Origin of the sequence: Arthrobacter sp. FW306-2-2C-D06B (assembly GCF_021789175.1) — a bacterium.
Taxonomy (GTDB): Bacteria; Actinomycetota; Actinomycetes; order Actinomycetales; family Micrococcaceae; genus Arthrobacter.
This window is the reverse complement of the sequence record NZ_CP084560.1, coordinates 1,672,963-1,697,424: the sequence shown is the minus strand read 5'-3', so window position 1 is coordinate 1,697,424 and position 24,462 is coordinate 1,672,963. Positions and strand designations below refer to the sequence as shown.

Sequence of the window (24,462 nt, the reverse complement as noted above, 5' to 3'; positions counted from 1 at the left end):
GTCCTGTACGCAACGGGAACTTGATATCTTCGACGTTAGGCGTGCGGGAGCCTCAGGTCAAAGACGTCCGGGGCATTTTCAGATCGTGTCGAAACTTTCACCCTCGACTTTAACCTTAGGCTACCTTCAGCCTTCGAAATCCTCTGGCTCAACGTCGTCCAGGAACTCCCGGAAGCGGCGCAGTTCCCGTTCTTCGTCAACTTCGGGACCCGGTTCGGTGTCTTCGCCCTCGTCGTGTTCGGTGATCCGAACGCCGGCTTCATCCATCACGGCATCGGCACACCAGATGCGGCATTTCGCCCGCAACGCAAGCGCCAGCGCGTCGGAAGCGCGGGAACTCACCACAGTGCCGTCGTCGAACTGGAGCTGGCCATAGAAGATGTTGTCTTCGACCGCCACGATGTTCACGCTGATGATGGTGTGGCCGAGTGCTTCAACGACGTCGATCATCAGATCGTGGGTCATGGGCCGGGGCGGCACGACGCCTTGCTGGGCCAAGGCGATGGCACTGGCTTCGGGCGTGCCGATCCAGATGGGGACATGGCGTTCCCCGTGCATCTCGCGCAGGAGGACCAAAGGCTGGTTTGAAGGCAGTTCAATCCGCACTCCAACGATCTCGACCTCAATCATCATGAGTCCATACGGGAGATACGGTCCTGCACCAAGGCGCGATGCAGGCTGAGGCAGAGTTCGCTGATTTCCCGGGCGGCTTCCGCTGCCCGGGATTGCGATGCCGCATCCTTGCGGGACGTCAGGGGGGCGACGACGCGCTCTACCAAGCCGAATTCACGCTCAGCCGCGGCTTGGAAGGGACGGAGGTGCCGCGGCTCAAGTCCATGGCTTTCAAGCTGGACACACGCACGCGCCACTTGAAGGGCGTGTTCGTCGAATTTGCCGTTGACGTGGCTGATGAGCCCGTAACTGAGGAGGGAGTGCAATAGCGGGACGCTGGCCCCGGATTCCGTCCGCAGCTGCTCCTCGCTCAAGGCGCGTGCATGGCCTTGCAGCTCAGCCGCAAGTTCGTCCGAGACAATCCGGGGAGAAACCGAGACCCCCGGCGGGAGGTTTTCGGGACGCTCGCCACGGTCGATCGCGTCCAGGTAATCCTTGATGACCTTCAGCGGCAGGTACTGGTCACGCTGGAGGGCCAGCACGAAACGCAGCCGCTCGACGTCGCTTTCGGCGTACTGCCGGTACCCGGCGGGCGTGCGCTTCGGATTGATTAGTCCCTTTTCCTCAAGAAAACGGATCTTGGACGCCGTCATGGTGGGAAAGTCGTCGCTGAGCTGGGCGAGGACCTCCCCGATGTTGAGGACCTGCGGTCCTCGCCGTTCCGGCTGGGGCAGTGCCACAGGCGTACCCGGAATCAGTCTTGGCCTGCTGCGCGGGCAGGGCTCAGGTAGTAGGTGAGGCGGAACTTCCCGATCTGGACCTCGCTGCCGTTCTTGAGCAGGACGTTGTCCACTCGGTCCTGGTTGACGTAGGTGCCGTTGAGGCTTCCAGTGTCCACTACTTCGAAGCCTTCGGGGGTGCGTACGAATTCCACGTGCTTGCGCGAAACCGTCACGTCATCCAGGAAGATGTCCGCATCCGGGTGGCGGCCGGCGGTGGTGGTGTCGGAGTCCAGAAGGAACCGTGCACCCGCATTCGGTCCGGTGTGCGCAATCAGCAAGGCCGATCCAGGAGGCAATGCCTGGACCGCTGCGCGCTCCTCGGCGGCCAGCGGCGGCCGGGCATCCGGCTCGTGGTGGCGCACGGGCGTGAGCTGGATTGAGGTCGTCTCCGAGGTTGGCTGTTCTACAGCACCGTGCTCGTCCCGGGCGTGGTTCCGCTTGCCGCCAACCATGGAAATCCTCCTCATCCGCCGGCAGTTGACAAAACTGCCGGTTACGCAACTGCCCGGTTCCCCGGGCCAAACAGGTCGCTGGCCCGCCGCCGTCGCTCCCGTGTTGCGGGGAGAACCGACTTGGCGGGCCAGATACCATTTAGCCTACCTGTTGTTCGTACTCTGATGCACTGAGAAGGGTCTCGATGGCGTCAGCTTCCGAAAGCTTTACCTCGAACAGCCAGCCGTCACCGTAGGGATCCGAGTTGATCAGGGCAGAGTCGGTGTCGAGAGCCTCGTTGCGGGAAACAATTTCGCCGCTCACCGGGGCGTAAATGTCGCTTACGCTCTTCGTCGACTCGACTTCACCCACGACGTCGTTGCCCTTCACCGTGGTGCCAGGCTCGGGCAGCTGGGCGTAGACGACATCGCCGAGTGCATCCTGGGCGAAGTCCGTGATGCCGACGCGCACGACGCCGTCTGCATTCGGGGCGCTGACCCATTCATGTTCGGCGGTGTAGGAAAGATCGGCAGGAATGTTGCTCATGAGTCGCCTTTCATCGGGACATTTCGGACCACGACGGCGGCCCGGTCATCCGGCCACCGCTGAAAGTATAAGCACATCACTGTCTCCTCCCCACAGGTGTCTGGAATGATTGGAAGCAGACTCGAGCCGCATAGTCCTGCAACGCCGCCGAAGGAGCATGATCATGCCGGAGCTGCCCGAAATCACTGCCTTGAGCGACTTTCTGGACGGGCAGCTGTCCGGGGCGCGGCTCACCCAGTTATTGCTGCCTTCGGCGTTCGCCCTGAAAGTTGCGGATGTTCCCCATGAATCGCTGATCGGGCGGACCGTTGAATCCGTCGGTCGGCGGGGGAAATTCCTGGTTTTCGAGATCGCTCCCGCCGCACCGGAGGGCGGCGACTTGGCGGAGCCTCTGTACTTGATCGTCAGTTTCGCCAAGGCCGGCTGGCTCACGATCTCGGATAAACAGTCCGGCAACGAAGCAACTGCGGCGGGCGAATATTTCGCCGCGCAACTGGGCTTTTCGAACCATGGCAGCGATTTCGGCATCACCCTGACCGACACCGGAACCTGGAAGGGATTGGCCATCTTCATCGTTCGCCAGCTGGAGGAAATCCATGGCCTTGCCGAGCTTGGGCCGGATCCCCTTGACCCCGCCTTCGGCCTGGACGAGTTCAGCCGGCTTTTCACGCACAGGCAGCAGATCAAGGGAATCCTGAGGAACCAGAAGCTCATGGCCGGTATCGGGAACGCCTACAGCGACGAAATCCTCCACGCAGCCAAACTGTCTCCCGTCGCCGCCGCTTCTTCGTTGGGCCCGGACGCGGTGGAGCGTCTCTTCACCACGATGCAGGACATTCTCAATGGTGCCATCAAGGAGTTCTCCGGCAAGAAACCGGACGAGCTGAAGCCGGCCAAGAAAGCCTCGATGCGCGTGCACGGCAGGACCGGCGAGCCGTGCCCGGTCTGCGGAGACACCGTGCGGGAGGTTGCCTTCGTGGGGACGTCGCTGCAGTACTGCCCCACGTGCCAGACCAACGGCGAAATCCTGGCCAAACGCGGCTCGAGCGACGACGCCTGATGCGAAGAAGCCGCGCGTCGCCTAGGCGACCGGCGCCTCCGCAGGTTCGCGTACGACGTCGGGCGCTGCTTGCTGCGCGGAAGCTGACTGTGCCGCTCCCCCGCGCCGGGCGGCTGCCGCGGCAGCGATCATGACGACCAGGGCCGCCACAGTGATGGCGGCGCCAGCCCAGATCGGCGAGGTGTACCCCAAGCCCATGGTGATGGTAATGCCGCCCAACCAGGCGCCGAGGGCGTTGCCCAAGTTAAAGGCGCCGATATTAGCGCCGGAAGCCAGGGTGGGCGCGGTGGCGGCAAAATGCATGACGCGCATCTGCAGGCCCGGGACAGTAGCGAAGCCGAAGCCGCCCATGAGTGCCAATGAGAACAGGGTGGCCACCGGGCTCGCTGCGGTGAGCGCAAAGAACACGAGTACAAGCACCAGGCCCGCAAGGATGACGACAAGGGTTTTGTCGATGGATTTGTCGGCCGCTTTGCCGCCGGCGATATTGCCAACGAACAGTCCGGCGCCAAACAGGACGAGGAGCCAAGGGACGGCGTGGGGATCGAATCCGGAGACCTGGGTCAGCGTGAAGGCGATGTAGGTGAAGGCGCCGAACATACCGCCGAAGCCGAGAATTGTGACGATGATCGATAGCCACACCTGCCCGGACTTGAAAGCCCCAAGCTCGCCGCGGAGGCTGCTGGCGGCGGCGCCTTCCTTGGTCCTCGGGACCATGAGGGCAATGCCGATGAGGGCGGCAACACCGATGATGGTGATGGCCCAGAAGGTGGAGCGCCAGCCGAGGTTCTGGCCGAGGAAAGTTCCGAAGGGAACGCCCAGCACGTTGGCGGCGGTGAGGCCCGTGAACATGATGGCAATGGCTCCGGCCTTTTTGTGGGCCGGGACAAGGCCGGCTGCGACCACTGAGCCGATACCGAAGAAGGCCCCGTGGCAGAGTGCGGCCACAATGCGCCCGATCAGCATTGCCTGGTAGCTATCCGCGATCGCGGAGAGGAAGTTGCCCGCGATGAACAGGACGAGGAGCCCGATCAGGACGGGCTTGCGGGGCAAGCGGGTGACGGCCGCTGTAACCAGGAGGGCGCCGACCACGACGCTCAGCGCATAGCCGGTGATGAACCAGCCGGCGGCCGCTTCGCTGACTCCGAAGTCGGTGGCAATTTCTGGCAAGAGGCCCATGATGACGAACTCGGTCAAGCCAATGCCGAATCCGCCGAGGGCAAGGGCGATCAACCCTGCGGGCATGATGTTGCTCCTTTGTAGGGATGGATTCCCGTGAGACTGGAAGTGCGTCGCCGAGAACCGTAGAATTAGTTGCAGACGCTCCATATATAGTTGCACGCGCCATGTAATTGCGCAAGCAACTACTTTGCGGGCATCTGATTTCTTCATCAATCGGCAGGAGTTACAGGACACATGGGCATCAAGGACGACGCCGTTGAGGTGCGCGCGCAGGGGTGGCGGACTCTCGCCGCGCTGCACGGCAACATCGAGGCAGCACTGGAGAAGGCCTTGCAGTCCGCTGCGGATCTTTCGGTGGTCGAGTACACGGTGCTTGACGCATTGAGCCGCCAGGACGGCTGGCACATGCGGATGCAGCAGCTCGCGAGGGCCACGGCACTGTCCAGCAGCGCCACGACGCGCTTGGTGAACCGGCTCGAAGACCGGGGGCTGCTGACCAGGATCCTGTGTGCGGACGATCGGCGCGGGATTTATACGGAGCTCACGGAAGCGGGCCAGAAGCTGTTGCTGGCGGCCCGGCCGGTGCACGACGAAACCCTCGCGGAGTCCCTGACGGCCGCAGAATCGGTGCCGGAGCTTGAACCGCTAGTCAAGGCGTTGGGGGCGTTGCAGGGGGCTTGAAGGCTTTAGACCTTCTTGACCACGCTTGACTTGAGCTGCATGGGTCCGAAGCCGTCCACCTTGCAGTCTATATCGTGATCCCCCACGCCATTCACGAGGCGGATGTTGCGGACCTTGGTTCCGACCTTGATGGCCGTGGCGCTTCCCTTGACCTTGAGGTCCTTGATCACGGTGACCGTGTCCCCGTCTGCGAGCACATTGCCCACAGCGTCCTTGATGTCCGTCGACTCGTCTTCTGCCTCATCAGACATGGCCGGCGACCATTCGTGGGCGCACTCGGGGCAGACCAGCAAGGCACCCATTTCGTAGGTGTATTCGCTGGCGCATTCGGGGCAAGGGGGAAGTGTTTCGCTCACCGTCCAATGATAGTTGGGGGCGGTCCAACACGGAGACGGGGGCCCGGGCACACGGAGACGCCCGGCAGGAACCCCGAGATCTCGCGGAATTGAACACGTAGATCGGTACTGTCGACCACTTAATTCTTGGATTTGACCACTGAGACGGCACATGTCGGCCATAGATTGCCCATGCCCAAGAAATCGAAAGTTGGTGCATGAACCGTGCAGTTGCCTATAGGGGGCCTCGCCCTGGGATGGCTGGTCGTCGGCATCTATCTTCGCTCGCCCAGGCTCTTCGCCCTGATGACAGTCTGCGCCATACCTGGGCTGGCGGCGCGTGCAATGTCGACAATTCTCGCCGAACCCTTGCATTTGACGGCAAGCCAACAGACCGGGCTGAGCGTCTTCTCTTCTATCTGGATCTACCTGACGCTGATCCTTTTCGTAGGTATCCGGCGCATGACAGGGCGCGGCTAAGATGAGGCTTCCGGTCCCACTCCAAGGTTGCAAGACTCAAGAGAGAGAGTCGCGGAGACGACGTCGGATTTTGCTGGATCATCCTGTTCGCCGAAGTTGCGAGCCCCGAGATTCCACTGAACCGGAATTTGTCCATTCGAATGATTGAGCAGAATCGAACGCTCACTCGAGGTCACACCAACACTTAAACGCAAAGTCCCGGGAACGTTTACGTTCCCGGGACTTTGCTATCCATACTTTGCGGTCGGGCTGACAGGATTTGAACCTGCGACCCCTTGACCCCCAGTCAAGTGCGCTACCAAGCTGCGCTACAGCCCGTCAGTCCTGCCGTTCTCCGCCTAGGTTTTCACCTAAGCAGTCCGGCCGAACCACCTCAAAAAGCTTACACGATGTTCGAGGTTCCCAATGACACCTTGGCGGGTGTCACCTGTGATGCGCGTCTCAATTAGCGCTTCTTGCCGCGCTTTTCACGGACGCGCATGTTGACCTCGATCGGCGTGCCGTCGAAGCCGAAGGTCTCGCGCAGCCGGCGAGTGATGAACCGGCGGTATCCGGGGTCCAGGAAGCCCGTGGTGAAGAGCACGAACTTCGGCGGACGGCTGGATGCCTGGGTGCCGAACAGGATGCGGGGCTGCTTGCCGCCGCGGACCGGGTGCGGGTGGGCAGCCACGAGCTCGCCCAGGAACGCGTTGAGGCGTCCCGTGGGGATACGCTTGTCCCAGCTTTCCAAAGCGAGGTCCAGCGCGGGCACCAGGCGGTCCTTGTGCCAGCCGGTCTTGGCGGAGATGTTGACGCGCGGAGCCCATTCAACGTGTGCGAGGTCCTGCTCGATTTCACGCTCAAGGTAGCGGCGACGTTCGTCGTCGAGCAGGTCCCACTTGTTGAAGGCGAGGACCAGCGCGCGGCCCGACTCGATGGCGAGCTGCAGGATGCGGACGTCCTGCTCGCTGAGCACCTCGTCAACGGCCAGGAGCACGACGGCGACCTCCGCCTTTTCGAGCGCGGCCTGCGTACGCAGGGACGCGTAGAAGTCCGCGCCCTGGGCCATGTGCTGGCGGCGGCGGATACCTGCCGTGTCAACGAAACGCCAGGTGCGGCCGCCGAGTTCGATGAATTCGTCCACGGGGTCGCGGGTGGTCCCGGCGAGGGGATCAACGACGACGCGCTCGGAGCCGGCAAGCTTGTTCAGCAAGGAGGACTTGCCGACGTTCGGGCGGCCGATGAGGGCAATGCGGCGGGGACCGCCTGAGCGTTCGACTCCTTCCACGGTGGAGAACTCGGGCAGGGTGTCCATGACGTGGTCCAGGAGGTCGGCAACGCCGCGGCCATGGAGGGCGGACACCGGGTACGGCTCGCCGAAGCCAAGGCCCCAAAGCGTTGCCGAGTCGGCTTCCTGCGCAAAGTCGTCAACCTTGTTGGCCACCATGATGACCGGCTTCTTGGACTTGCGCAGCATCTTCATGACACCTTCGTCCGTGGCAGTGGCGCCAACGGCTGAGTCCACCACGAAGAGCACGGCGTCAGCCAGTTCCACGGCCATTTCGGCCTGCTCGGCGACCCGGGCGTGGATGCCCCTCGCGTCGTGCTCCCAGCCGCCGGTGTCCACGAGCGTGAAGTTTCGGCCGTTCCAGTGTGCCGAGTACATGACACGGTCACGGGTAACGCCAGGGGTGTCCTCCACGACGGCCTCGCGGCGGCCGAGGATGCGGTTCACCAGCGTGGACTTGCCGACGTTGGGGCGGCCAATGATGGCCAGGACCGGGTCCAGCTTGAGGGGGCCGTCTTCGCCTTCATCGTCGTAGAGCCCGCTCAGCAGGGCGGCGTCGTCCTCGTCGAGGTCATAGTCTTCCAGACCTGCCCGGAGGGAGGCTGCACGGAGTTCGGCTTCGTCGTCGTCCAGGGCGGCGAGGTTTTCAGCCACCTGGTCGGTGCCGGTGGGCGTGTATTCGTCGTCGCCGGCTCCGATGTTGCCGGATTTGTGAGTCGTATCGCTCATTGCACTTTCCTTAGTGGTGATCTGCCGGCGTCCCGGCTACTTCTTCTTGGCGGTGCTGCATTGGCTGTGGGCCGGTTCATTTAGTCCCCCGGAAGGGACTGACCGGTGGTCTTGACGGCATCCTGGATGTGTCCAGCCAGCGCAGCGCGGATCTCCGCAGCCGCCCTGTCCATTGAAACACGCCCCGACTCGCCATTTCTGCTGGTCACATTCAAGGGGGCTCCGAAACTGACGTGCAGGCGGCGCCGCAGCCTCGGAATGGAATCGCGATGTTCGTTACCGATCCGCGTTCCGAGGATGGCCACGGGAATCACTGTGGCGCCGGACATCAACGCGAGCCATGCGACGCCGTTGCTGATGCTGCCGGCGGTGCCGCTCCCCCGCGTTCCTTCAGGGAGAATCCCTACGCAACGGCCGGCGTCGAGCACTTGCTTTCCGAGCTGGAGCGCTGCGCGATCGCCGGCGCGGTTGATGGAAATCTGCCCCGAAGCACGAAGAACCTTTCCCAGGAAACCCTTGAACATCTCCTTCTTGACCAGGATGTGCATGGGCCGTGGAGCCGCGCCGAACATCACCGGACCGTCGAGGAAGCTGATGTGGTTGCCCGCGAAAATGACCGGGCCGGACTTGGGAACGTTGGAGCGTCCCGTGATCGCGGTCCGGTACAGGACATGGTCCAGCAGCCAGCCAACTGGCCGGCTCCACATCATGGTCCAGCGTGCCGGGAGCCGGGCTTCAGTCACCGTAGATGACCTTGCCCACAATGCTCAGTGCCGTTCCGACCGTTTCTTCGAAGTCCAGGTCCGAGGAATCCAAGGTCACGACGCCGTCGGCCGCCTGGGTAAAGTTCACCACAGTGGAGTCCTTGGCGTCACGGTGGATCACTTGGGCAGCGAGCTGCTCTTGGCTCTGCGTTCCGCCCAACTGGAGGCCGCGGCGCCGCAGCCGGGCTTCCTCGCTGGCGGTCAGCAACATGCGGACCTCCGCATTGGGCGCGACGACGGTAGTGATATCCCGTCCTTCCACCACCATGCGGCGGTGGTGCTGTTCGATCAGCCTGCGCTGGCGACGAATCAATTCGTTGCGGGCACCCAGCGTGGTTGCCACCGCGCTGACCGACGAGGAGATCCTCGGCTCACGGATTTCCTCCGTGATGTCCACTCCGGCAACGCTGACGTATTCGGCGTTGGCGCTCGTGCTGAGTTCCAGCGGCAGATCCTTTGAGGCCTGCTCGACGGCGGCACCGTCGGCGAGGTCGATGCCGGTCTTGAGGCAGTACCAGGTCAACGCACGGTACATCGCACCCGTGTCCAGATAGGCGAGCTTCAAGCGCCGGGCAACTTCCTTGCTGACGCTCGACTTGCCGGAGCCGGACGGGCCGTCAATGGCGACAACGAGCGGCTTTCCCGGACGTACAACGGTCTCCGGGCCGAAAAGTTCACGTTTCATTACTGGAGTACCCGCCATCCACGGTCGGTCAAGGCTTCAACAAGGAGGTCGTGCTTGTTGGGCATAACGGAAAGTTCCACCATTCCAACGTTCTGCCCGGACGAGTGATCCAAGCGGAGGTCTTCAACGTTGACGCCGATCTCACCGATCTCCGTCAACAGCCTGGCGATCTGCCCGGGCCGGTCGTCTACCAGAACTGTAAGCCATGAATATGCCTGCGGAGGTCCGCCATGCTTTCCCGGGATCCTGGCCTGCCCGGCGTTGCCCTCGCTGATGAGCTGGGCAAGGTCCAGCCGGGCGCCGGGAGCCGTGGGATCCTCCAGGGTACCGATCAAACGGTTGAGGTCTTCACGGACACCGTGGAGGATATCCACCATCTTGGCCGCGTTGTTGCCAAGGATCTGCACCCAAAGAGTGGGATCGCTGGCAGCAATCCTCGTGGTGTCACGCAGCCCGTTGCCGGCCAGGGACAGCGCGTGAAGCGGTGTCCCCTGCAAGCGGCTGGCGAGAAGCGAAGACATCACCTGGGGCAAATGCGATACCAAAGCAACGGCTTCATCGTGTTCCTCCGCGGTGAACTGGGAAACCATTGCCCCCAGGTCCCCGGCAAGGGAACGCGCGGTCTGAAGCGCGTCGGCGGTGGTCTCGTCGGACGGACAAAGGACCCAAGGCATGGACGTGAAGAGCTCGCCGCGGGCCGCGACGGGCCCGGATTTCTCGCGTCCCGCCATCGGGTGCGTCCCGACGTAGCGGGACATGTCCACTCCACGGCCCCGGAGCTCGGCCTGGATTGCCAGCTTGACGCTGGCTATGTCCACCACAACGGCCTCCGGGTATTCACCCAGGGCACGCTCGACGACGTCGGCCGTCACGTCCGGTGGCGCCGCGACAACAACCAGCTGGGGTGGGTTCTCGAGCTCGGACAGAGGCCTGCCCGCACCGATATCCACGGCCACGGCCTGGTTGGTTGGCGACGGGTCCGAGAGGAACACGGAGACACCCCGGCCGCGCAGGCCGAGACCGATGCTGGCTCCAAGCAGGCCGGTGCCGAAAACGACCACCGGGCCGTCAAGATGGCCCCGGCCGTGCGAGTGGAATGCCGACATGCCTTACAGTCCTACGGAGGCCAGGAGGTGTCCGACTTCCTGCTTGCCGAGGTTGCGGATGCTGCCCTGGCGCTGGTCGCCCAGGCCGATGGGACCGATCTTGACGCGCACGAGGCGAAGCACGGGGAAACCCACGGCTTCGAACAAGCGGCGGACAATACGGTTCTTGCCGGAGTGCAGCACAACCTCGATCAGCACGTGGCCCGGAGTGGAATCCACGAGCTTGAAGGAGTCGACGGAAGCGATGCCGTCTTCGAGCTCGATGCCGGCCTTCAGCTGCGCACCGACGCCCTGCGGGAACGGACCACGGACCTGCACCAGGTACGTCTTGGGCACCTCATAGGAAGGGTGCGTCAAGCGGTTGGCGAGTTCGCCGTCGTTGGTCAACAGCAGCAGGCCCTCGGTGGCGACGTCAAGGCGGCCGACGTGGAAGAGACGCTCGCCCTTGTTCTTGGCGGACTTGAGGAAGTCGGTGATGCAGGGACGGCCCTCGGGGTCTTCCATCGTGGAAACGACACCCTTGGGCTTGTTGAACACCATGTAGAGCATGGTGTCATCGAGCTGGATGCGAATGCCGTCGACGTGGATCACGGCGGTCGCGGGGTCGACGCGCATGCCAAGCTCGGTGGTGAGCTGGCCGTTGACCTCGACGCGGCCTTCCTCGATCATTTCCTCGCACACGCGGCGGGAAGCCACGCCGGCCTGGGCCATGACCTTCTGCAGGCGCACGCCATCGGCGTCGTGCTGCTCGGACTGGGCCACCTCGCCGCGGCGGCCGCGGGGCTTGCGGATCGGACCGAGGTTCTGGCCGAAGCGCTCACTGCCGAAGGCGCGGGAAGCGTATTGTTTCTTGTTGCTGGCTTTGGGCTTCAACGCGCCTGGCGTGCCCGGAGCCTTGCCGAAGCCGGGCTTGTTGGAGCCTGGCTTGCGGGGTGCCTTCGCCGGCCTCGAATCTTGGCGGCCGGCCTCTTCACGGCGCTCGTAGCCCCCGGCCGAGGTGGGGTTGTCCGGATCAAAGGGGCGTTCTTCACGCGGACGCGTGGGCTTGTAGGGGCGTTCCCCGCCCGGGGAGAAGCTGCGCTTGCTGCCTCCGGAGGCGCCGGCAGCACGGCTAGCGCCACCGGCACGGCTTGCGCCACCCCGGCCGGCACCGAAACTGCTGCCGCCTGCGCGGCCGGCACTGCTGCGGCCGGCGTTGTTGCGGCCTGAGTCTTGCGACTCGTTGCGTCCGGAATTGTTTCGTCCCGAACTATTACGTGGTGAACCCTGGCGTCCCGCCTGTGTCATGACCCGTCCTTTTGTTATGGTGGCCGGCTTGTTCTTTCTCAACGTAAGCCAGCCGGACAGAGAATATCTGTCCTGTGCGTCTGCCCGCTACTAGCCGGGCGTTTGTAGATCCTTGCAATATTGAGTTTTTTGCCTTGCCTGCGGCCGCGGTGTTTCCCGCGACTACATGCGTTCGGCGTCGAAGAACTCCTCGATCCCCTCCAGCCCCGGAAGGTGGGGGGACAATTGAGGCAGTTCCGCCACCGAGCCAATGCCCATGCGCTCGAGGAAGTACGAGGTGGTCCGGTAAAGGATCGCCCCCGATTCAGGATCGGTACCCGAGTCCTCGATCAGCCCGCGTTGAACAAGGGTCCGAACGACTGAATCGACATTGACGCCGCGGATGGCCGACACCGTCGCCCTGGAAACCGGCTGCCGGTACGCGATGACCGCCATGGTTTCGAGGGCTGCCTGCGTCAGCCGCGCGGTCTGGCCCTCGAGAACGAACCTGCCCACGACGTCGGCAAAATCCGCGCGTGAATAGATCCGCCACCCTCCGGCAACGTTCCGCAACTCAAAACCCCGGGGTGCAGCGCTGGCACTTGCATCAGTGTGCAAGTCATCAGCGTTCCTGCCCGGGGCTTTAACAGTATAGCCGCCATACTCCTGCCGCAGTCCCTCCAGCAAATCCTCGACGACGGCGACCGTCACGTTGAGCCCGGCAGCGAGCTCTTCCGCGGTGGCCGGTTGGTCGATCACCATCAGCACGGCTTCGAGGGCCGCGCGGGCGCCGCCGGGTAGGGCTTCAAGCTCGGCGAGGCCGTCCCCGCCCGTTTCCTGCTCGCTCACAGCGGTTCCTCTCCCTTGTCGATCTGGTCATACTCATCGCTCAAGCTGTCGCTGCTCCAGCCTTCGGGGCGCCCTGTCCAGCGGACGGTCAGTTCAGCGAGCGGACCCGGCTGCTCAAACGCCACCACCCGGTCGCGGAACAACTCGAGTAGTGCCAGGAACCGGGCTACGACAACAAGCGTCGACTCGGCGTCGGCAATAAGGGCCCTGAAGGATTGCGGCTGGCCGCGCTGCAGGCGGTACCCGATGATCTCGGCTTGTTCCTTGACGCTGACGGGTGATCCGTGAAGGTGGTCGAGCCCGACTTCCTCGGGCGTCTTGTCCTTCGGAGCCAGGGTCTTGGCCGCCAGCGCGGCGAACTGTTCGGGCGTATGGCGCCAGATAAGTTCGGGCAGCATTGCCGCGAAATGCCCTTCCAACGCGACTTGCCGCGGGAAGCGCCGGGCTTCCGACTCCAAAGTGCCGGACATGATCGCGGCCACCTGCTTAAAAGCCTTGTACTGCAGGAGCCGGGCGAAGAGAAGATCCCGGGCTTCCAGCAACGCAATGTCCTCGGCATCTTCGACTTCGCCTGCCGGCAGGAGCCTTGCGGCTTTCAGGTCCAGGAGCGTCGCGGCGATGACCAGGAATTCGCTGGCTTCGTCCAGGGCCCAGTCCTCGCCCAGTTCCTGCAGGCGCCGGATGTACTTGATGAACTCATCCGTCACAGTGGCCAGCGCGACTTCCGTGATGTCCAGCTTGTGCTTGGAAATCAGGCCGAGCAGGAGATCGAACGGGCCGGTAAAGTTCGCCAGCCGGACCTCAAAGCCGGCCTTCCGTCCCGAGGGCGGGGCTCCCGGGGTGAGCGGTTCTGCCACGCGGGCTAGGGTGCGCCGCCGCGCGAAATCAGTTCCTTGGCCAGGCGGCGGTAGGCGTCGGCACCGATGTGGTTTCCGGCGTAGCTGGTGATGGGCTCCGCGGCAACCGTGGCGTCGGCGAACTTGATGGAACGCTTGATGACGGTCTCGAAGACCTTGTCCCCGAACGCCTCTACGAGCCTGGAAATGACTTCGCGGCTGTGCAGGGTGCGGGCGTCGTACATCGTGGCGAGCACCCCGTCCACCTGCAGGCGCGGGTTCAACCGGTCCTGGACCTTTTCGATCGTTTCGACGAGCAGTGCCACCGCGCGGAGGGCGAAGAATTCGCAGATCAGCGGGATGATGACGCCGTGCGCGGCCGTCAAGGCATTGACCGTGAGGAGGCCCAGGGACGGCTGGCAGTCGATGAGCACGACGTCGTAGTCGTCCTCGACGCTCTTGAGCGCGCGGTCGAGCACTTGCTCGCGGGCTACCTCGTTGACCAGCTGGACCTCGGCGGCGGAGAGGTCGATGTTCGCCGGCAGGAGGTCGATGCCTTCGACGCCGGTCTTCTGGATGGCGTCGCGGATGTCCACTTTGCGGTCCATCAGGACGTTGTAGACCGTGAGGTCAAGCTCGTGCGGGTTCGTTCCCAGGCCCGCGGAAAGGGCTCCTTGGGGATCGAAGTCGACGAGCAGGACGCGACGGCCGTATTCTGCGAGCGCAGCGGCGAGGTTGATGGTCGACGTGGTCTTTCCCACGCCGCCCTTCTGGTTGACCATGGCGATGACCCGGGCCGGCCCATGGGAGGCCAGTGGCGTGGGCTCGGGGAAGTCGCGGTGCGGGCGGCCCGTGGGCCCCATGACGGCGTCTTCCAGATCGAAATCCGTGCCCTCCAGCGTAGTCGTTCCCCGTTCGCTGCTCACGTATCTATCCACTCTCTCCACGACGGTCATTTCCTGCGGCTGTCTCCAGCACCAACACTGCTCCCCACCTAGGCTACAGCGCCCGACACGGCATTCTGCGGAACTTGACATTGCCCGCAGTTTGAGCCTTTACCTTCTAGCTGAGGTAGAAGGTTGGGTACCGTGCCAATAAAAAGCAGGCAAGGCAGGTCCCCTGACGGGTTCCTGCCTTGCCTGCGTGGATACTTCGAAACAGTGTGCCGGACTATGCGGCCACGGCCTCTTTCACTTCGGGTTCAGCGTGGTGGCTGATCATGGTCAGCTCGTCGAACGGCGTCGCGCCGGACAGGACGTTGGTGACCTGGTTGCGGTCGATTTCCTTGACCCAGGTACCGATCAACACCGTGGCGACAGCATTGCCCGTGAAGTTGGTCAGGGCGCGGGCTTCCGACATGAAACGGTCGATGCCGACGATCATGCCGACGCCGCCCAGCAATTCGGGCCGGTGTGCCTGCAGGCCTGCGGCCAGGGTAGCAAGGCCTGCACCGGAAACGCCGGCCGCTCCCTTGGACGCAATGATCATAAACACCAGCAGCGATACCTGCGCCCCCAGGTCCAGCGGGATACCCATGGCGTTGGCGACGAACAGCGAGGCCATAGTCAGGTAGATGGCGGTTCCATCCAGGTTGAAGGAGTAGCCAGTAGGCACCGTGACACCGACAACGGGCTTGGAAACACCGAGGTGCTCCATCTTGGCGATGAGCCTCGGCAGCGCCGCTTCGGAGGATGAGGTGGAGAAGATGAGCAGGTACTCGCGGGCCAGGTACTTCATCAGCTGGAAGATGCTGACGCCGGCAACCACCCGCAGCAAGGTTCCGAGCACCACGACGATGAACAATGCGCAGGTGATGTAGAACGCAACCATCAGGGTGAGCATTCCGAAGATTGCCTTTACTCCGGTGGCACCGACCACTGCCGCGATCGCACCGAAGGCACCGACGGGAGCCAGCCACATGATCATGATGAGGATGCGGAAGACGAGTGCCTGCCCGTGCTGGATGGCCTTGAGCACCGGCTGGCCCTGGGAGCCCATGCGCTGCAGCGCAAAGCCCACCAAGATGGCGGCCAGGAGCGTCGGCAGGACGGGAATGTCTCCAGGGATGATGCCCAGCAGGAAGTCGGCGGTGCTGTTCGTGGCGGCCTTCGCATTGGGGTCGTACGGGATCAGCTTCAGGCCTTCACCCGGGTGGATGATGTTGCCAACAACCAAACCGATGGCGAGCGCGAACGTGGACATCACCAGGAAGTAGATGAGTGCGAGGCCACCGACCTTGCCAACAGTGGCTGCCTTGGCGATCGATCCGATGCCCAGGACGATGGTGCAGAAAATGACGGGGGCGATCATCATCTTGATGAGCTTGATGAAGCCGTCGCCCAAAGGCTTGAGGGATTTACCCACTTCGGGGAACAGCAAGCCGACGACGGCGCCCAGTACTACTGCGGCGATCACGGCGATGTAGAGGTAATGCGACTTGTCCAGCCCCTTGCGCCCGGTCTTGGCGGGTGCAATCTCTCCTCTTTGAGAGGTCATGGCTTTGCTCCTTATAGATACTCTGGAAAGCGCCGTGGTCCCTGCAAAATGTCCCTGCGTCGCTCTGCTGTGATACCCATCATTAGGCGCGGCGTGACATGTATCACTGTTGCGTTCATATTGGTCACAGGACGGCCCGCAGAAAGGAGCACGTGATCCGACGCTGGAGCATTGCCCGGAGACTCTTTGTGGCAAATCTGCTGTTCATCCTGGCGCTCACGGCGATCGTCGGAACGGTGGCCTTCGTGGATGCCAGGGACCGGGCCTACAACGACGCCGGCCAGCGCATGCAGGCGGTGGCCGCGGCGATCGCGGCCAATCCCCTCGTCCTTCAGGCAGCCGGCACGCCGAATCCGTCCGCCGCCCTGCAGCCTTACGCCCAGGTGGTCATGGCTAACGCCCACACCGACTTCATCACCATCATGGCGCCGGACCGGACGCGCTGGACCCATGCGAACCCCGACGAAATCGGCAAACCCTATATCGGCACCATCGATCCCGCCCTGCACGGGCAGACGTTCACAGAGGTTACTGCCGGTACGCTCGGCCCGTCCGTCCGCACGATCGTCCCCGTGGAGGATCCATCCGGAAAAGTCCGGGCACTCGTGGCAGCCGGTGTCACAGTACGGACTGTGGACGTCGCCGTGTCAGCCCGGCTCACCACGATCATCGCCTTTTCCCTGGCCATGCTCGCTGGAGGCTCCCTGGCCTCCGGGCTGCTGGGCCGATACCTGCGTTCGGTCACCCGGGGCTGGGGACCGGAGCAATTGGCGCAATTGTTCGCCTACTACGAGTCGGTCCTGCATTCGGTCCGCGAAGGCGTGGTCCTGATCGACACGGGCGGCCGAGTGGTCATGTACAACGACCAGGCCGCGGAGTTGCTGGGACTGGAAAGGTCCGACGTCGATCCCGCCGCGGGAGGCGCACCTCGCCTTGCGGATCTGCCCCTGGACCCCAGCCTCCACGGGCTCTTCGCGTCCGGCCGGACGGCACACGACGAAATCCACCTCACGGGGTCCCGGATCCTGGTGGTGAACCAGGCGCCCGCCGTGGGACCGCCCGGAATGAGGGGCCGGCAGAGACCTCCCGTGTTCGGGACCGTTGCCACGCTCCGGGACAGGACGGAAATCGAGTCCCTCGGCAGTGAACTCGAAACAATGAAGACCCTGTCCGACGCCTTGCGGGCCCAGACCCACGAACACGCCAACCGGCTGCACACCATCGTGTCCCTCATGGAGCTCGGGCGGACCACCGACGCCTTGGACTTTGCCACCAAGGACCTTGAACTGAGCCAGCAGCTGACCGACCACCTCGTGGCATCGGTGGACGAGCCCGTCCTGAGTGCACTGATCATGGGGAAGTCCGCCGAGGCGCACGAACGCGGAGCGGAGCTGACTGTCACGGTGACCGGCGGGGACGGCCTCCGGGGCCTCGCCGTCCAGGACCTCGTGACCATTTTGGGGAACCTGCTGGACAACGCGCTCGACGCCGCCACTGCCGCTCCCCCGCCGCGCAAAGTTGAACTGGACATCGAATCCGGACCTGAAGGAACCACATTCACGGTGGCCGATTCCGGCCGCGGCATCGATCCCGGCATCGTGGACGACGTCTGGCAATACGGATTCAGCACCAAGGCCGCCGGCATCGGCCAGGCGGGTCAACCAGGAGCTCCTTCCCGCGGCGTAGGTTTGGCCTTGGTCCGGCAAGCAGTGCAGCGGCTTGGCGGTACGCTGTCCATCAGCGAATCCACGAGCGCCTTGGGCGGTGCGTTCTTCCGCGTGGCGCTCCCCGCGCCGGACTCCAGGAAAGAAGCCGAATGACCGAAATCCGCGTCCTCGTTGTCGAGGACGAACCCATCGCCGCCGATGCCCATGGCGTCTACGTCGGCCGAATCGACGGCTTCACTGTTGCGGGAACGGCCCCGGACGGACAGTCGGCCCTGCGGCTACTCAACGAATTCGCCGTTGCGGGACAGCCGGTGGACCTCGTCCTGCTGGACATGAACCTGCCGGATCTTCACGGGCTGGATGTTGCCCGCCGAATGCGCGCTTCGGGACTCCTTGCGGACATCATCGCCATCACTGCCGTCAGGGAGGTGAACATTGTCCGCAGCGCAGTGTCGATCGGAGTGGTGCAGTACCTCATCAAGCCCTTCACGTTCGCAACGTTCGCAGACAAACTCGCCAGCTACCGCACCTTCCGCGAGCAACTCGCAGCACCGGCGTCGGGCGCTCGGGCGAGTGGAGCCTCGCAAAGCGACGTGGACCAGGCGTTTGCCAGTCTCCGCGCGCCCACCGAAGTCCCACTGCCCAAGGGCCTTTCGGCCCATAGCCTGGAGTCCGTCAAAGACCTCCTGGCCAGCCTTGGCCGCGCCGTGTCCGCAAGCGAGGCAACTGTCGCCCTGGGGATGTCCCGCGTCACAGTACGCCGCTATCTCGAGTACCTGGCCGACACCGGAATGGTCACGCGGAATGCGCGATACGGTACCCCGGGACGGCCGGAGAACGAATACCGATGGAATCGGAGTTAGCCCACGATTCACCCCGAATGTATACACAGTTCGATCAGTGGCCTGATTTTATCGACAAAAGCTAGGCCTGGTCGCGGTTTATGTATACACTGAGGACATCCGCCCAGTGAAGGAGGGTCCATGCGTGCCAGTGACAAAGCCTACGCGGCCCTGCGCGAAGACATCATTGAGTGGCGCCTGGCACCCGGAACGGTCCTCGCGGAAGTGGAACAATCCGAACGCCTGGGTGTGTCCCGCACGCCCGTCCGGGAGGCGCTGAGCCGGCTCACCGCGGAGGGACTGACGACGGCGGCAGGCGGCCGCGGCGTCGTCGTCACCGATATCTCGCTGGACGACATCGACGAACTGTTCGAGCTGCGCGAAACCTTGGAAGGCAAAGCCGCCGCCCTCGCCGCACTGCGGGGTGAACGCCCGGTGTTCGCCCGACTCCACGCAGAGCTCCTCCGGGCTCCGGAGATGCTCAACGATTCCGATCCCGCACGGCACGATTACTACGCCTTGGTGGGAAGGCTCGACGAAGCGATCGACGAAGCCATCTCCAATTCCTACCTTGTCCAGGCCATGCGCAGCCTGCGCGTCCACCTCGTGCGGGTCCGGCGCCTCGCGGCCGACGACGCCGATCGACTCCATGCCGCCGCCGCCGAGCACGCCGCGATCGCTGAAGCCATCGCGGCAGGCAACCCCCGGCTCGCCGAAGCCGCCACCACCCTTCATCTGCACCGCAGTCTTTCCCACGTCAAAGCCACCCACACACCTCACTAAAGGAGCACCATGGTGAAGAACAACCACGTCCGCGTCTACAAGAGCGAAGAAAACCTTGCCCGTGAGGATCAGCTGGCGCACAAGATCGCCACGGTCGCCGCCGACCCGGTCGAGGTGACTCCCGAGGTCACCGACATGATCATCAACCGGATCATCGACAATGCCTCCGTTGCCATTGCCTCCCTGAACCGTGCCCCGATCATCGCTGCCCGGGCGCAGGCCCTGACGCACGCGCCGACCACCAACGGAAAGGGCTCCTCCGTTTTCGGGATCAGCGACAAGGTCTCCCCCGAGTGGGCCGCCTGGGCCAACGGCGTCGCCGTGCGTGAACTCGACTACCACGACACGTTCCTGGCCGCGGACTACTCCCACCCGGGCGACAACATCCCGCCGATCCTGGCGGTGGCCCAGCACGTCGGCTCCGGCGGCAAGGACCTGATCCGCGGCATCGCCACCGGCTACGAGATCCAGGTGAACCTGGTCAAGGCCATCTGCTTGCACAAGCACAAGATCGACCACGTGGCCCACCTCGGACCCTCCGCCGCCGCCGGCATCGGCACCCTCCTGGGATTGGACGTCGAGACGATCTTCCAGTCCGTCGGCCAGGCCCTCCACACCACCACGGCCACACGGCAGTCCCGCAAGGGCGAAATCTCCACCTGGAAGGCCCACGCCCCCGCGTTCGCCGGCAAGATGGCCGTGGAAGCCGCGGACCGGGCCATGCGCGGCCAGACCTCCCCCGTGCCCATCTACGAAGGCGAAGACGGCGTCATCGCCTGGATGCTCGACGGCCCGGACGCCTCCTACGAAGTCCCGCTGCCCGAAGCCGGAGAGCCCAAGCGCGCCATCCTGGACACCTACACCAAGGAACACTCCGCCGAATACCAGGCCCAGGCCTGGATCGACCTCGCGCGCAAACTCCACAAAGAGCACCCCGAGGCCACGGACCCGGCCAACGTGGAATCCGTCCTGATCAAAACGAGCCACCACACGCACTACGTGATCGGTTCCGGCGCCAACGACCCCCAGAAATACTCCCCCACCGCGTCCCGGGAAACCCTGGACCACTCCATCCCGTACATCTTCACCGTCGCGCTGCAGGACGGCTCCTGGCACCACGTGGACTCGTACAGCCCCGAACGGGCCGGACGCCCCGACACCGTGGAACTCTGGCACAAGGTCACCACCGTGGAAGACCCCGAATGGACCCGCCGCTACCACTCCCTGGACATCGCGGAGAAGGCCTTCGGCGGCACCGTTGTCATCACGCTCACGGATGGAACGGTCATCACCGAATCGATTGCCGTCGCGGACGCCCACCCGCTCGGCGCCCGGCCGTTTGCCCGCGAACAGTACGTGAACAAGTTCCGCACCCTCGCGGCCGGGCTGGTTGAAGAGGCCGAGATCGAAAGGTTCCTTGCCGCCGTCGAGCGCCTCCCGGAACTGGGCCCGGGCGAGCTGGACCAGCTGAACATCCAAGCCGCCCCCGGCGTCATCGACCTCGCCGCCGCACCGAAGGGACTCTTCTAGATGCTCTACTCCAAGACCACGCCTGAACAGAAGCGCCTGAAGCTCCGCGAGATGCTTGCTTCCGGGACCATCGTCCAGTTCCCCGGAGCGTTCAACCCGCTCTCGGCACGACTGATCGAGGAGAAGGGCTTCCCCGGCGTCTACATCTCCGGTGCCGTCCTCGCCAACGACCTCGGCCTGCCGGACATCGGGCTCACCACCCTCACCGAAGTGGCCACCCGGGCAGGCCAGATCGCCCGCATGACCGAACTCCCGTGCCTCGTGGACGCGGACACCGGATTCGGTGAGCCGATGAACGTCGCCCGCACCATCCAGGAACTCGAAAACGCCGGACTGGCCGGTTGCCACATCGAGGACCAGTTCAACCCGAAGCGCTGCGGGCACCTGGACGGCAAGAACGTTGTCGACGTCGACACCGCCGCCAAGCGCATCCGCGCGGCAGCCGACGCCCGGCGCGACCCGAACTTCCTCATCATGGCCCGGACCGACATCCGCGCCGTCGAGGGCATCGAGGCCGCGCAGGAACGTGCCCGGGCACTCGTCGACGCCGGCGCCGACGCGATCTTCCCGGAAGCCATGAAGGATCTCAGCGAGTTCCAAGCCATCCGTGATGCAGTGGAAGTGCCGATCCTGGCCAACATGACCGAGTTCGGCAAGAGCGGGCTATTCACCGTGGAACAGCTTCAGGGCGTCGGCGTGAACATGGTGATCTACCCGGTCACCTTGCTCCGCATTGCCATGGGGGCTGCAGAGCGTACGCTGGAAACGATCAAGGCCACAGGAACGCAGGAGGCGCAGGTGGAGAACATGCTCACCCGTGCGCGGCTCTATGACCTCGTGGACTACGAGGCTTACAACCACTTCGACACGAGCGTTTTCAACTTCCAGGTTCCTGGGCTCAGCCGGTAACTGGATCAACCAAGGGATGCAGGCGTTCCGGCTATTCCGGAGTGCTTGCCGATGAACGAAGGAGAACAGCATGGTAGCTGTCGAGATCAAGAAAGGCCTGGCCGGCGTCGTGGTTGACTATACCGCGATCTCCAAGGTCAACCCGGACACCAACTCGTTGCTGTACCGCGGCTACCCCGTGCAGGAACTCGCCGCCAAGTGCAGCTTCGAAGAAGTCGCCTTCCTGCTGTGGAACGGTGAACTGCCGACGCCGGAGGAACTTGCAGAGTTCACAGCCCGCGAGCGCGCGGGCCGCGCCCTTGACCCTGTAGTGAAGCAGGTCATCGATGCTCTGCCGACGACGGCCCACCCCATGGATGTCTGCCGAACGGCCGCTTCGGTGCTGGGAGCACGGCACCCGCTGGCCGAGGTATCCACGCCCGAAGCCAACATGACCAAGGCAATTGACCTTTTCGCCGCCATGCCGGCAGTGGTCGCCTACGACCAGCGCCGCCGGCGCGCGGAGGGCCAGGCCATCGAACCCGTGGCACCGCGGGACGACCTCGGATATTCCGCGAATTTCCTGTGGATGACCTTCGGCGAGGACCCGGTGGAAGAGGTCGTGAAGGCCTTCAACGTCTCGATGATCCTTTACGCCGAGCACTCCTTCAACGCGTCCACCTTCACGGCCCGCGTTGTCACGTCCACGCTCTCGGACCTGCACTCCGCTGTCACCGCGGCGATCGGCGCCCTCAAGGGTCCGCTGCACGGTGGCGCCAACGAGGCCGTCATGCACACCTTCGAGGAAATCGGCATCCGCACCGAGGAATCGCTGGATGAGGCCGCTGGCCGCGCGAAGACCTGGATGGAACACGCCCTGGCGCAGAAGAAGAAGGTCATGGGATTCGGGCACCGCGTGTACAAGCACGGGGACTCCAGGGTGCCCACCATGAAGGCAGCGCTGGACAAGATGATCGCCCACTACGGCCGCCCGGAGATCCTGGGCCTGTACAACGGGCTGGAACAGGCCATGGACGAGGCCAAGGCGATCAAACCCAACCTGGACTACCCCGCCGGGCCCACGTACCACCTCATGGGCTTCGACACCCCGACCTTCACCCCGCTGTTCGTCGCGAGCCGCATCACCGGCTGGACCGCGCACATCATGGAGCAGCTCGGATCAAACTCCCTGATCCGTCCGCTCAGCGAATACAACGGCGTGGACGAACGGCACCTGCCGTAATTTTTCGGAACGTTCGACGTCGGGCCGGTTGCCTCTGTGGGGTGCCGGCCCGTCGTCGTTTGTTGTATTGATCTGAAGGCTAACGCGCCGCTCCCGAATCCAGCCATTCGGCCGTGTGGACTTCGGCGACACTTTCATTGTCATCAGCGAGCACAACTTCAACCGCGATGCGTTGGCCGGAAATCATGGCGGGCAGCCAGTGTTCGGCGTCGGCCCACATCTGTTCGACAGGGAGTCCTTCCACGCGGTACCACTGCGGCGCTATTTCATCGCTCTCCGCTGGCTCGCCTGTCCATCGCCCGGTCAGATACACCGTGGTGAACATGTTCCACTCGGCCTTGGCGGGGAAGACGAAATCCACTGTGCCCGCGGGGACGAGGTCCCCTTCTTCCACGTGGACGAAGATTTCCTCCTGAACTTCCCGGCATACGGCTTCGGCCGCTGTCTCTCCGGACTCCACATGTCCGCCGACGCCCACGATCTTCCCCGTGCCGAAGCCGGTCTTCTTCCGGCCCAGGAGCACCTCTTGTCCGGAGTCGCCGTCGCGGAGCAGGAAGCACAGGGTGACGTGGGCTGCAGTCATTGACCAAGCCTAACTCTGCGGGGCTTCACAAGTGTGTCCTTGCTACAGTTGGCCCATGAGCGTGGATGGGGGTGAAGGTCCCACGACGGCAACCCCTTCAGATGCCCCGGGGAACGAGGCGAGTGCCCAGGCAGCGGACACTTCCGAGGCCTGGCTCCCTGGCTGGCTGGTCCGGCATCCGCTCTACGCCGGGTGGGCATGGACCGGTTTCTGGGCAGCGTTGATCCTCCTCGATGAATTCCTGGACCTGGCCGGCTGGAGCTGGTACCTGCTGGTCGGCATGGCCGCGCTGCCGACCCTACTGTCTACACTCGCAGTGCTGAACGCTACTCCCCGCAAGCATTTGAAACCACAAAACGAATCAGTCCTTGGCCACTTTTTCGTGAGATTCCTTGCCTTGGTGACGGCATTCCTCGTTTGGGGCGTCTCAGTGGTCATGAGCGCCTCGATCTCCACGACCGTCCAGGCCGCAGTGGGAAATTCCGAGCGCGAAGTGACAGCCCTCGGCTTCAACCTGCTCGTGGCAGCAGTCCCGCTTGTCATTTCGGTCCTGTGGATGGCTTTCATTGTCCGCTGCGCCTGGTTCCCGCGACGTTTGCGTGGCTGGAGCCAAAGTCCCGCCAGCTCACGGGTGCCAAGGAAATTCCTGCGCTCCCGGCCTGATCTCAGGCGGGTGGTTGTCGGCTTGGCGCACCCGGGCCTTCTGCTCGTGGCCGGCCTCGGGATGTCCATCCTGGCGCTGTTCTTGAACGCGGTGGAGCTGACCTTCAAGGTCTTGGCGTAACCGGACCGCGATAAGTCTCCAGCGTGCAGCGCGA

At 63.9% G+C, this 24,462-nt stretch carries 24 protein-coding genes, 1 tRNA gene and 2 pseudogenes; 10 read left to right on the top strand and 17 right to left on the bottom strand.

Annotated features, from left to right (window positions below; all coding sequences use genetic code 11):
- Nucleotides 1-126 precede the first annotated feature (126 nt).
- The 4 genes from LFT47_RS07995 to gcvH all read right to left on the bottom strand — a co-directional run bounded on the left by LFT47_RS07995 (nt 127) and on the right by gcvH (nt 2,372).
- Nucleotides 127-630, bottom strand: coding sequence for a bifunctional nuclease family protein (locus LFT47_RS07995; RefSeq protein WP_234753890.1), 504 nt, complete (start codon nt 628-630; stop codon nt 127-129).
- Entirely contained in the window at nt 630-1,346 is a 717-nt protein-coding gene (ftsR, locus tag LFT47_RS07990; RefSeq protein ID WP_236818454.1) for a transcriptional regulator FtsR, read from the bottom strand. Before ftsR ends, LFT47_RS07995 begins: the two co-directional genes overlap by 1 nt.
- A gap of 20 nt (nt 1,347-1,366) precedes the next feature.
- Nucleotides 1,367-1,846 (bottom strand): FHA domain-containing protein, encoded by a 480-nt coding sequence (locus LFT47_RS07985; protein ID WP_234753790.1) that lies wholly within the window; start codon nt 1,844-1,846, stop codon nt 1,367-1,369.
- A gap of 139 nt (nt 1,847-1,985) precedes the next feature.
- Entirely contained in the window at nt 1,986-2,372 is a 387-nt protein-coding gene (gcvH, locus tag LFT47_RS07980; protein WP_078105597.1) for a glycine cleavage system protein GcvH, read from the bottom strand.
- A 163-nt stretch (nt 2,373-2,535) separates the two neighbouring features.
- Here gcvH and LFT47_RS07975 point away from each other — a divergent pair, with 163 nt between their 5' ends.
- Nucleotides 2,536-3,432 (top strand): DNA-formamidopyrimidine glycosylase family protein, encoded by an 897-nt coding sequence (locus LFT47_RS07975; RefSeq protein WP_236816843.1) that lies wholly within the window; start codon nt 2,536-2,538, stop codon nt 3,430-3,432.
- 21 nt (nt 3,433-3,453) lie between these two features.
- On the opposite strand, the gene LFT47_RS07970 is transcribed toward LFT47_RS07975, so the two are convergent.
- Entirely contained in the window at nt 3,454-4,677 is a 1,224-nt protein-coding gene (locus tag LFT47_RS07970; protein WP_236816841.1) for an MFS transporter, read from the bottom strand.
- Between the two features lie 171 nt (nt 4,678-4,848).
- Here LFT47_RS07970 and LFT47_RS07965 point away from each other — a divergent pair, with 171 nt between their 5' ends.
- A complete protein-coding gene (locus tag LFT47_RS07965; RefSeq protein ID WP_078105600.1) occupies nt 4,849-5,295 on the top strand; it encodes a MarR family winged helix-turn-helix transcriptional regulator in 447 nt (148 codons plus the stop codon).
- A gap of 5 nt (nt 5,296-5,300) precedes the next feature.
- Here LFT47_RS07965 and LFT47_RS07960 read toward each other — a convergent pair whose 3' ends face one another.
- Nucleotides 5,301-5,651 (bottom strand): zinc ribbon domain-containing protein YjdM, encoded by a 351-nt coding sequence (locus LFT47_RS07960; protein ID WP_236816840.1) that lies wholly within the window; start codon nt 5,649-5,651, stop codon nt 5,301-5,303.
- Between the two features lie 204 nt (nt 5,652-5,855).
- On the opposite strand from LFT47_RS07960, the gene LFT47_RS07955 reads away from it, so the two are divergent.
- Entirely contained in the window at nt 5,856-6,110 is a 255-nt protein-coding gene (locus tag LFT47_RS07955) for a hypothetical protein (RefSeq protein WP_236816839.1), read from the top strand.
- 244 nt (nt 6,111-6,354) lie between these two features.
- On the opposite strand, the gene LFT47_RS07950 is transcribed toward LFT47_RS07955, so the two are convergent.
- The 10 genes and pseudogenes from LFT47_RS07950 to LFT47_RS07905 all read right to left on the bottom strand — a co-directional run bounded on the left by LFT47_RS07950 (nt 6,355) and on the right by LFT47_RS07905 (nt 16,108).
- Nucleotides 6,355-6,428 (bottom strand) — tRNA-Pro (locus tag LFT47_RS07950).
- A gap of 127 nt (nt 6,429-6,555) precedes the next feature.
- Nucleotides 6,556-8,106 (bottom strand): ribosome biogenesis GTPase Der, encoded by a 1,551-nt coding sequence (gene der / locus LFT47_RS07945; RefSeq protein WP_078105603.1) that lies wholly within the window; start codon nt 8,104-8,106, stop codon nt 6,556-6,558.
- Between the two features lie 10 nt (nt 8,107-8,116).
- A pseudogene (locus LFT47_RS07940) lies at nt 8,117-8,813 on the bottom strand (lysophospholipid acyltransferase family protein).
- Between the two features lie 28 nt (nt 8,814-8,841).
- Nucleotides 8,842-9,555, bottom strand: coding sequence for a (d)CMP kinase (cmk, locus tag LFT47_RS07935; protein ID WP_236816838.1), 714 nt, complete (start codon nt 9,553-9,555; stop codon nt 8,842-8,844).
- Nucleotides 9,555-10,661 (bottom strand): prephenate dehydrogenase, encoded by a 1,107-nt coding sequence (locus tag LFT47_RS07930; protein ID WP_236816837.1) that lies wholly within the window; start codon nt 10,659-10,661, stop codon nt 9,555-9,557. Before LFT47_RS07930 ends, cmk begins: the two co-directional genes overlap by 1 nt.
- Before the next feature lie 3 nt (nt 10,662-10,664).
- Nucleotides 10,665-11,948, bottom strand: a complete 1,284-nt coding sequence (locus LFT47_RS07925) for a pseudouridine synthase (RefSeq protein ID WP_236816836.1) — start codon at nt 11,946-11,948, stop codon at nt 10,665-10,667.
- A 162-nt stretch (nt 11,949-12,110) separates the two neighbouring features.
- On the bottom strand, nt 12,111-12,776 hold the full coding sequence (gene scpB, locus LFT47_RS07920) for an SMC-Scp complex subunit ScpB (protein ID WP_236816835.1): 666 nt from the start codon (nt 12,774-12,776) through the stop codon (nt 12,111-12,113).
- Nucleotides 12,773-13,633 carry a segregation and condensation protein A gene (locus LFT47_RS07915; RefSeq protein ID WP_236816833.1) on the bottom strand — a complete coding sequence of 287 codons (861 nt, stop codon included), beginning with the start codon at nt 13,631-13,633 and terminating at the stop codon, nt 12,773-12,775. The genes scpB and LFT47_RS07915 overlap by 4 nt, the downstream gene beginning before the upstream one ends.
- A 5-nt stretch (nt 13,634-13,638) precedes the next feature.
- Nucleotides 13,639-14,538, bottom strand: a complete 900-nt coding sequence (locus LFT47_RS07910) for a ParA family protein (RefSeq protein ID WP_236816832.1) — start codon at nt 14,536-14,538, stop codon at nt 13,639-13,641.
- Nucleotides 14,539-14,782: 244 nt separating this feature from the next.
- The gene (locus LFT47_RS07905) at nt 14,783-16,108 is read right to left on the bottom strand and encodes a cation:dicarboxylate symporter family transporter (RefSeq protein WP_236816831.1); all 1,326 of its coding nucleotides are present in this window, start codon (nt 16,106-16,108) and stop codon (nt 14,783-14,785) included.
- A gap of 152 nt (nt 16,109-16,260) precedes the next feature.
- Between LFT47_RS07905 and LFT47_RS07900 the strand changes: the two genes are divergently transcribed.
- From LFT47_RS07900 to LFT47_RS07875, 6 genes and pseudogenes are all read left to right on the top strand, one after another.
- Entirely contained in the window at nt 16,261-17,928 is a 1,668-nt protein-coding gene (locus LFT47_RS07900) for a sensor histidine kinase (protein ID WP_236816830.1), read from the top strand.
- Nucleotides 17,925-18,638: a response regulator gene (locus tag LFT47_RS07895; protein WP_236816829.1), complete on the top strand. Its 714-nt coding sequence runs from the start codon at nt 17,925-17,927 to the stop codon at nt 18,636-18,638. The genes LFT47_RS07900 and LFT47_RS07895 overlap by 4 nt, the downstream gene beginning before the upstream one ends.
- Nucleotides 18,639-18,758: 120 nt before the next feature.
- Nucleotides 18,759-19,465: pseudogene (locus LFT47_RS07890) on the top strand (GntR family transcriptional regulator).
- Nucleotides 19,410-20,930, top strand: coding sequence for an MmgE/PrpD family protein (locus tag LFT47_RS07885; protein ID WP_236816827.1), 1,521 nt, complete (start codon nt 19,410-19,412; stop codon nt 20,928-20,930). Before LFT47_RS07890 ends, LFT47_RS07885 begins: the two are co-directional and overlap by 56 nt.
- Nucleotides 20,931-21,839 carry a methylisocitrate lyase gene (gene prpB / locus LFT47_RS07880; RefSeq protein WP_236816826.1) on the top strand — a complete coding sequence of 303 codons (909 nt, stop codon included), beginning with the start codon at nt 20,931-20,933 and terminating at the stop codon, nt 21,837-21,839.
- Nucleotides 21,840-21,909: 70 nt separating this feature from the next.
- A complete protein-coding gene (locus LFT47_RS07875) occupies nt 21,910-23,061 on the top strand; it encodes a bifunctional 2-methylcitrate synthase/citrate synthase (RefSeq protein WP_236816824.1) in 1,152 nt (383 codons plus the stop codon).
- A gap of 79 nt (nt 23,062-23,140) precedes the next feature.
- Here LFT47_RS07875 and LFT47_RS07870 read toward each other — a convergent pair whose 3' ends face one another.
- The gene (locus LFT47_RS07870) at nt 23,141-23,644 is read right to left on the bottom strand and encodes an 8-oxo-dGTP diphosphatase (protein WP_236816822.1); all 504 of its coding nucleotides are present in this window, start codon (nt 23,642-23,644) and stop codon (nt 23,141-23,143) included.
- A gap of 55 nt (nt 23,645-23,699) precedes the next feature.
- Between LFT47_RS07870 and LFT47_RS07865 the strand changes: the two genes are divergently transcribed.
- On the top strand, nt 23,700-24,428 hold the full coding sequence (locus LFT47_RS07865) for a hypothetical protein (protein ID WP_236816820.1): 729 nt from the start codon (nt 23,700-23,702) through the stop codon (nt 24,426-24,428).
- Nucleotides 24,429-24,462 lie beyond the last annotated feature (34 nt).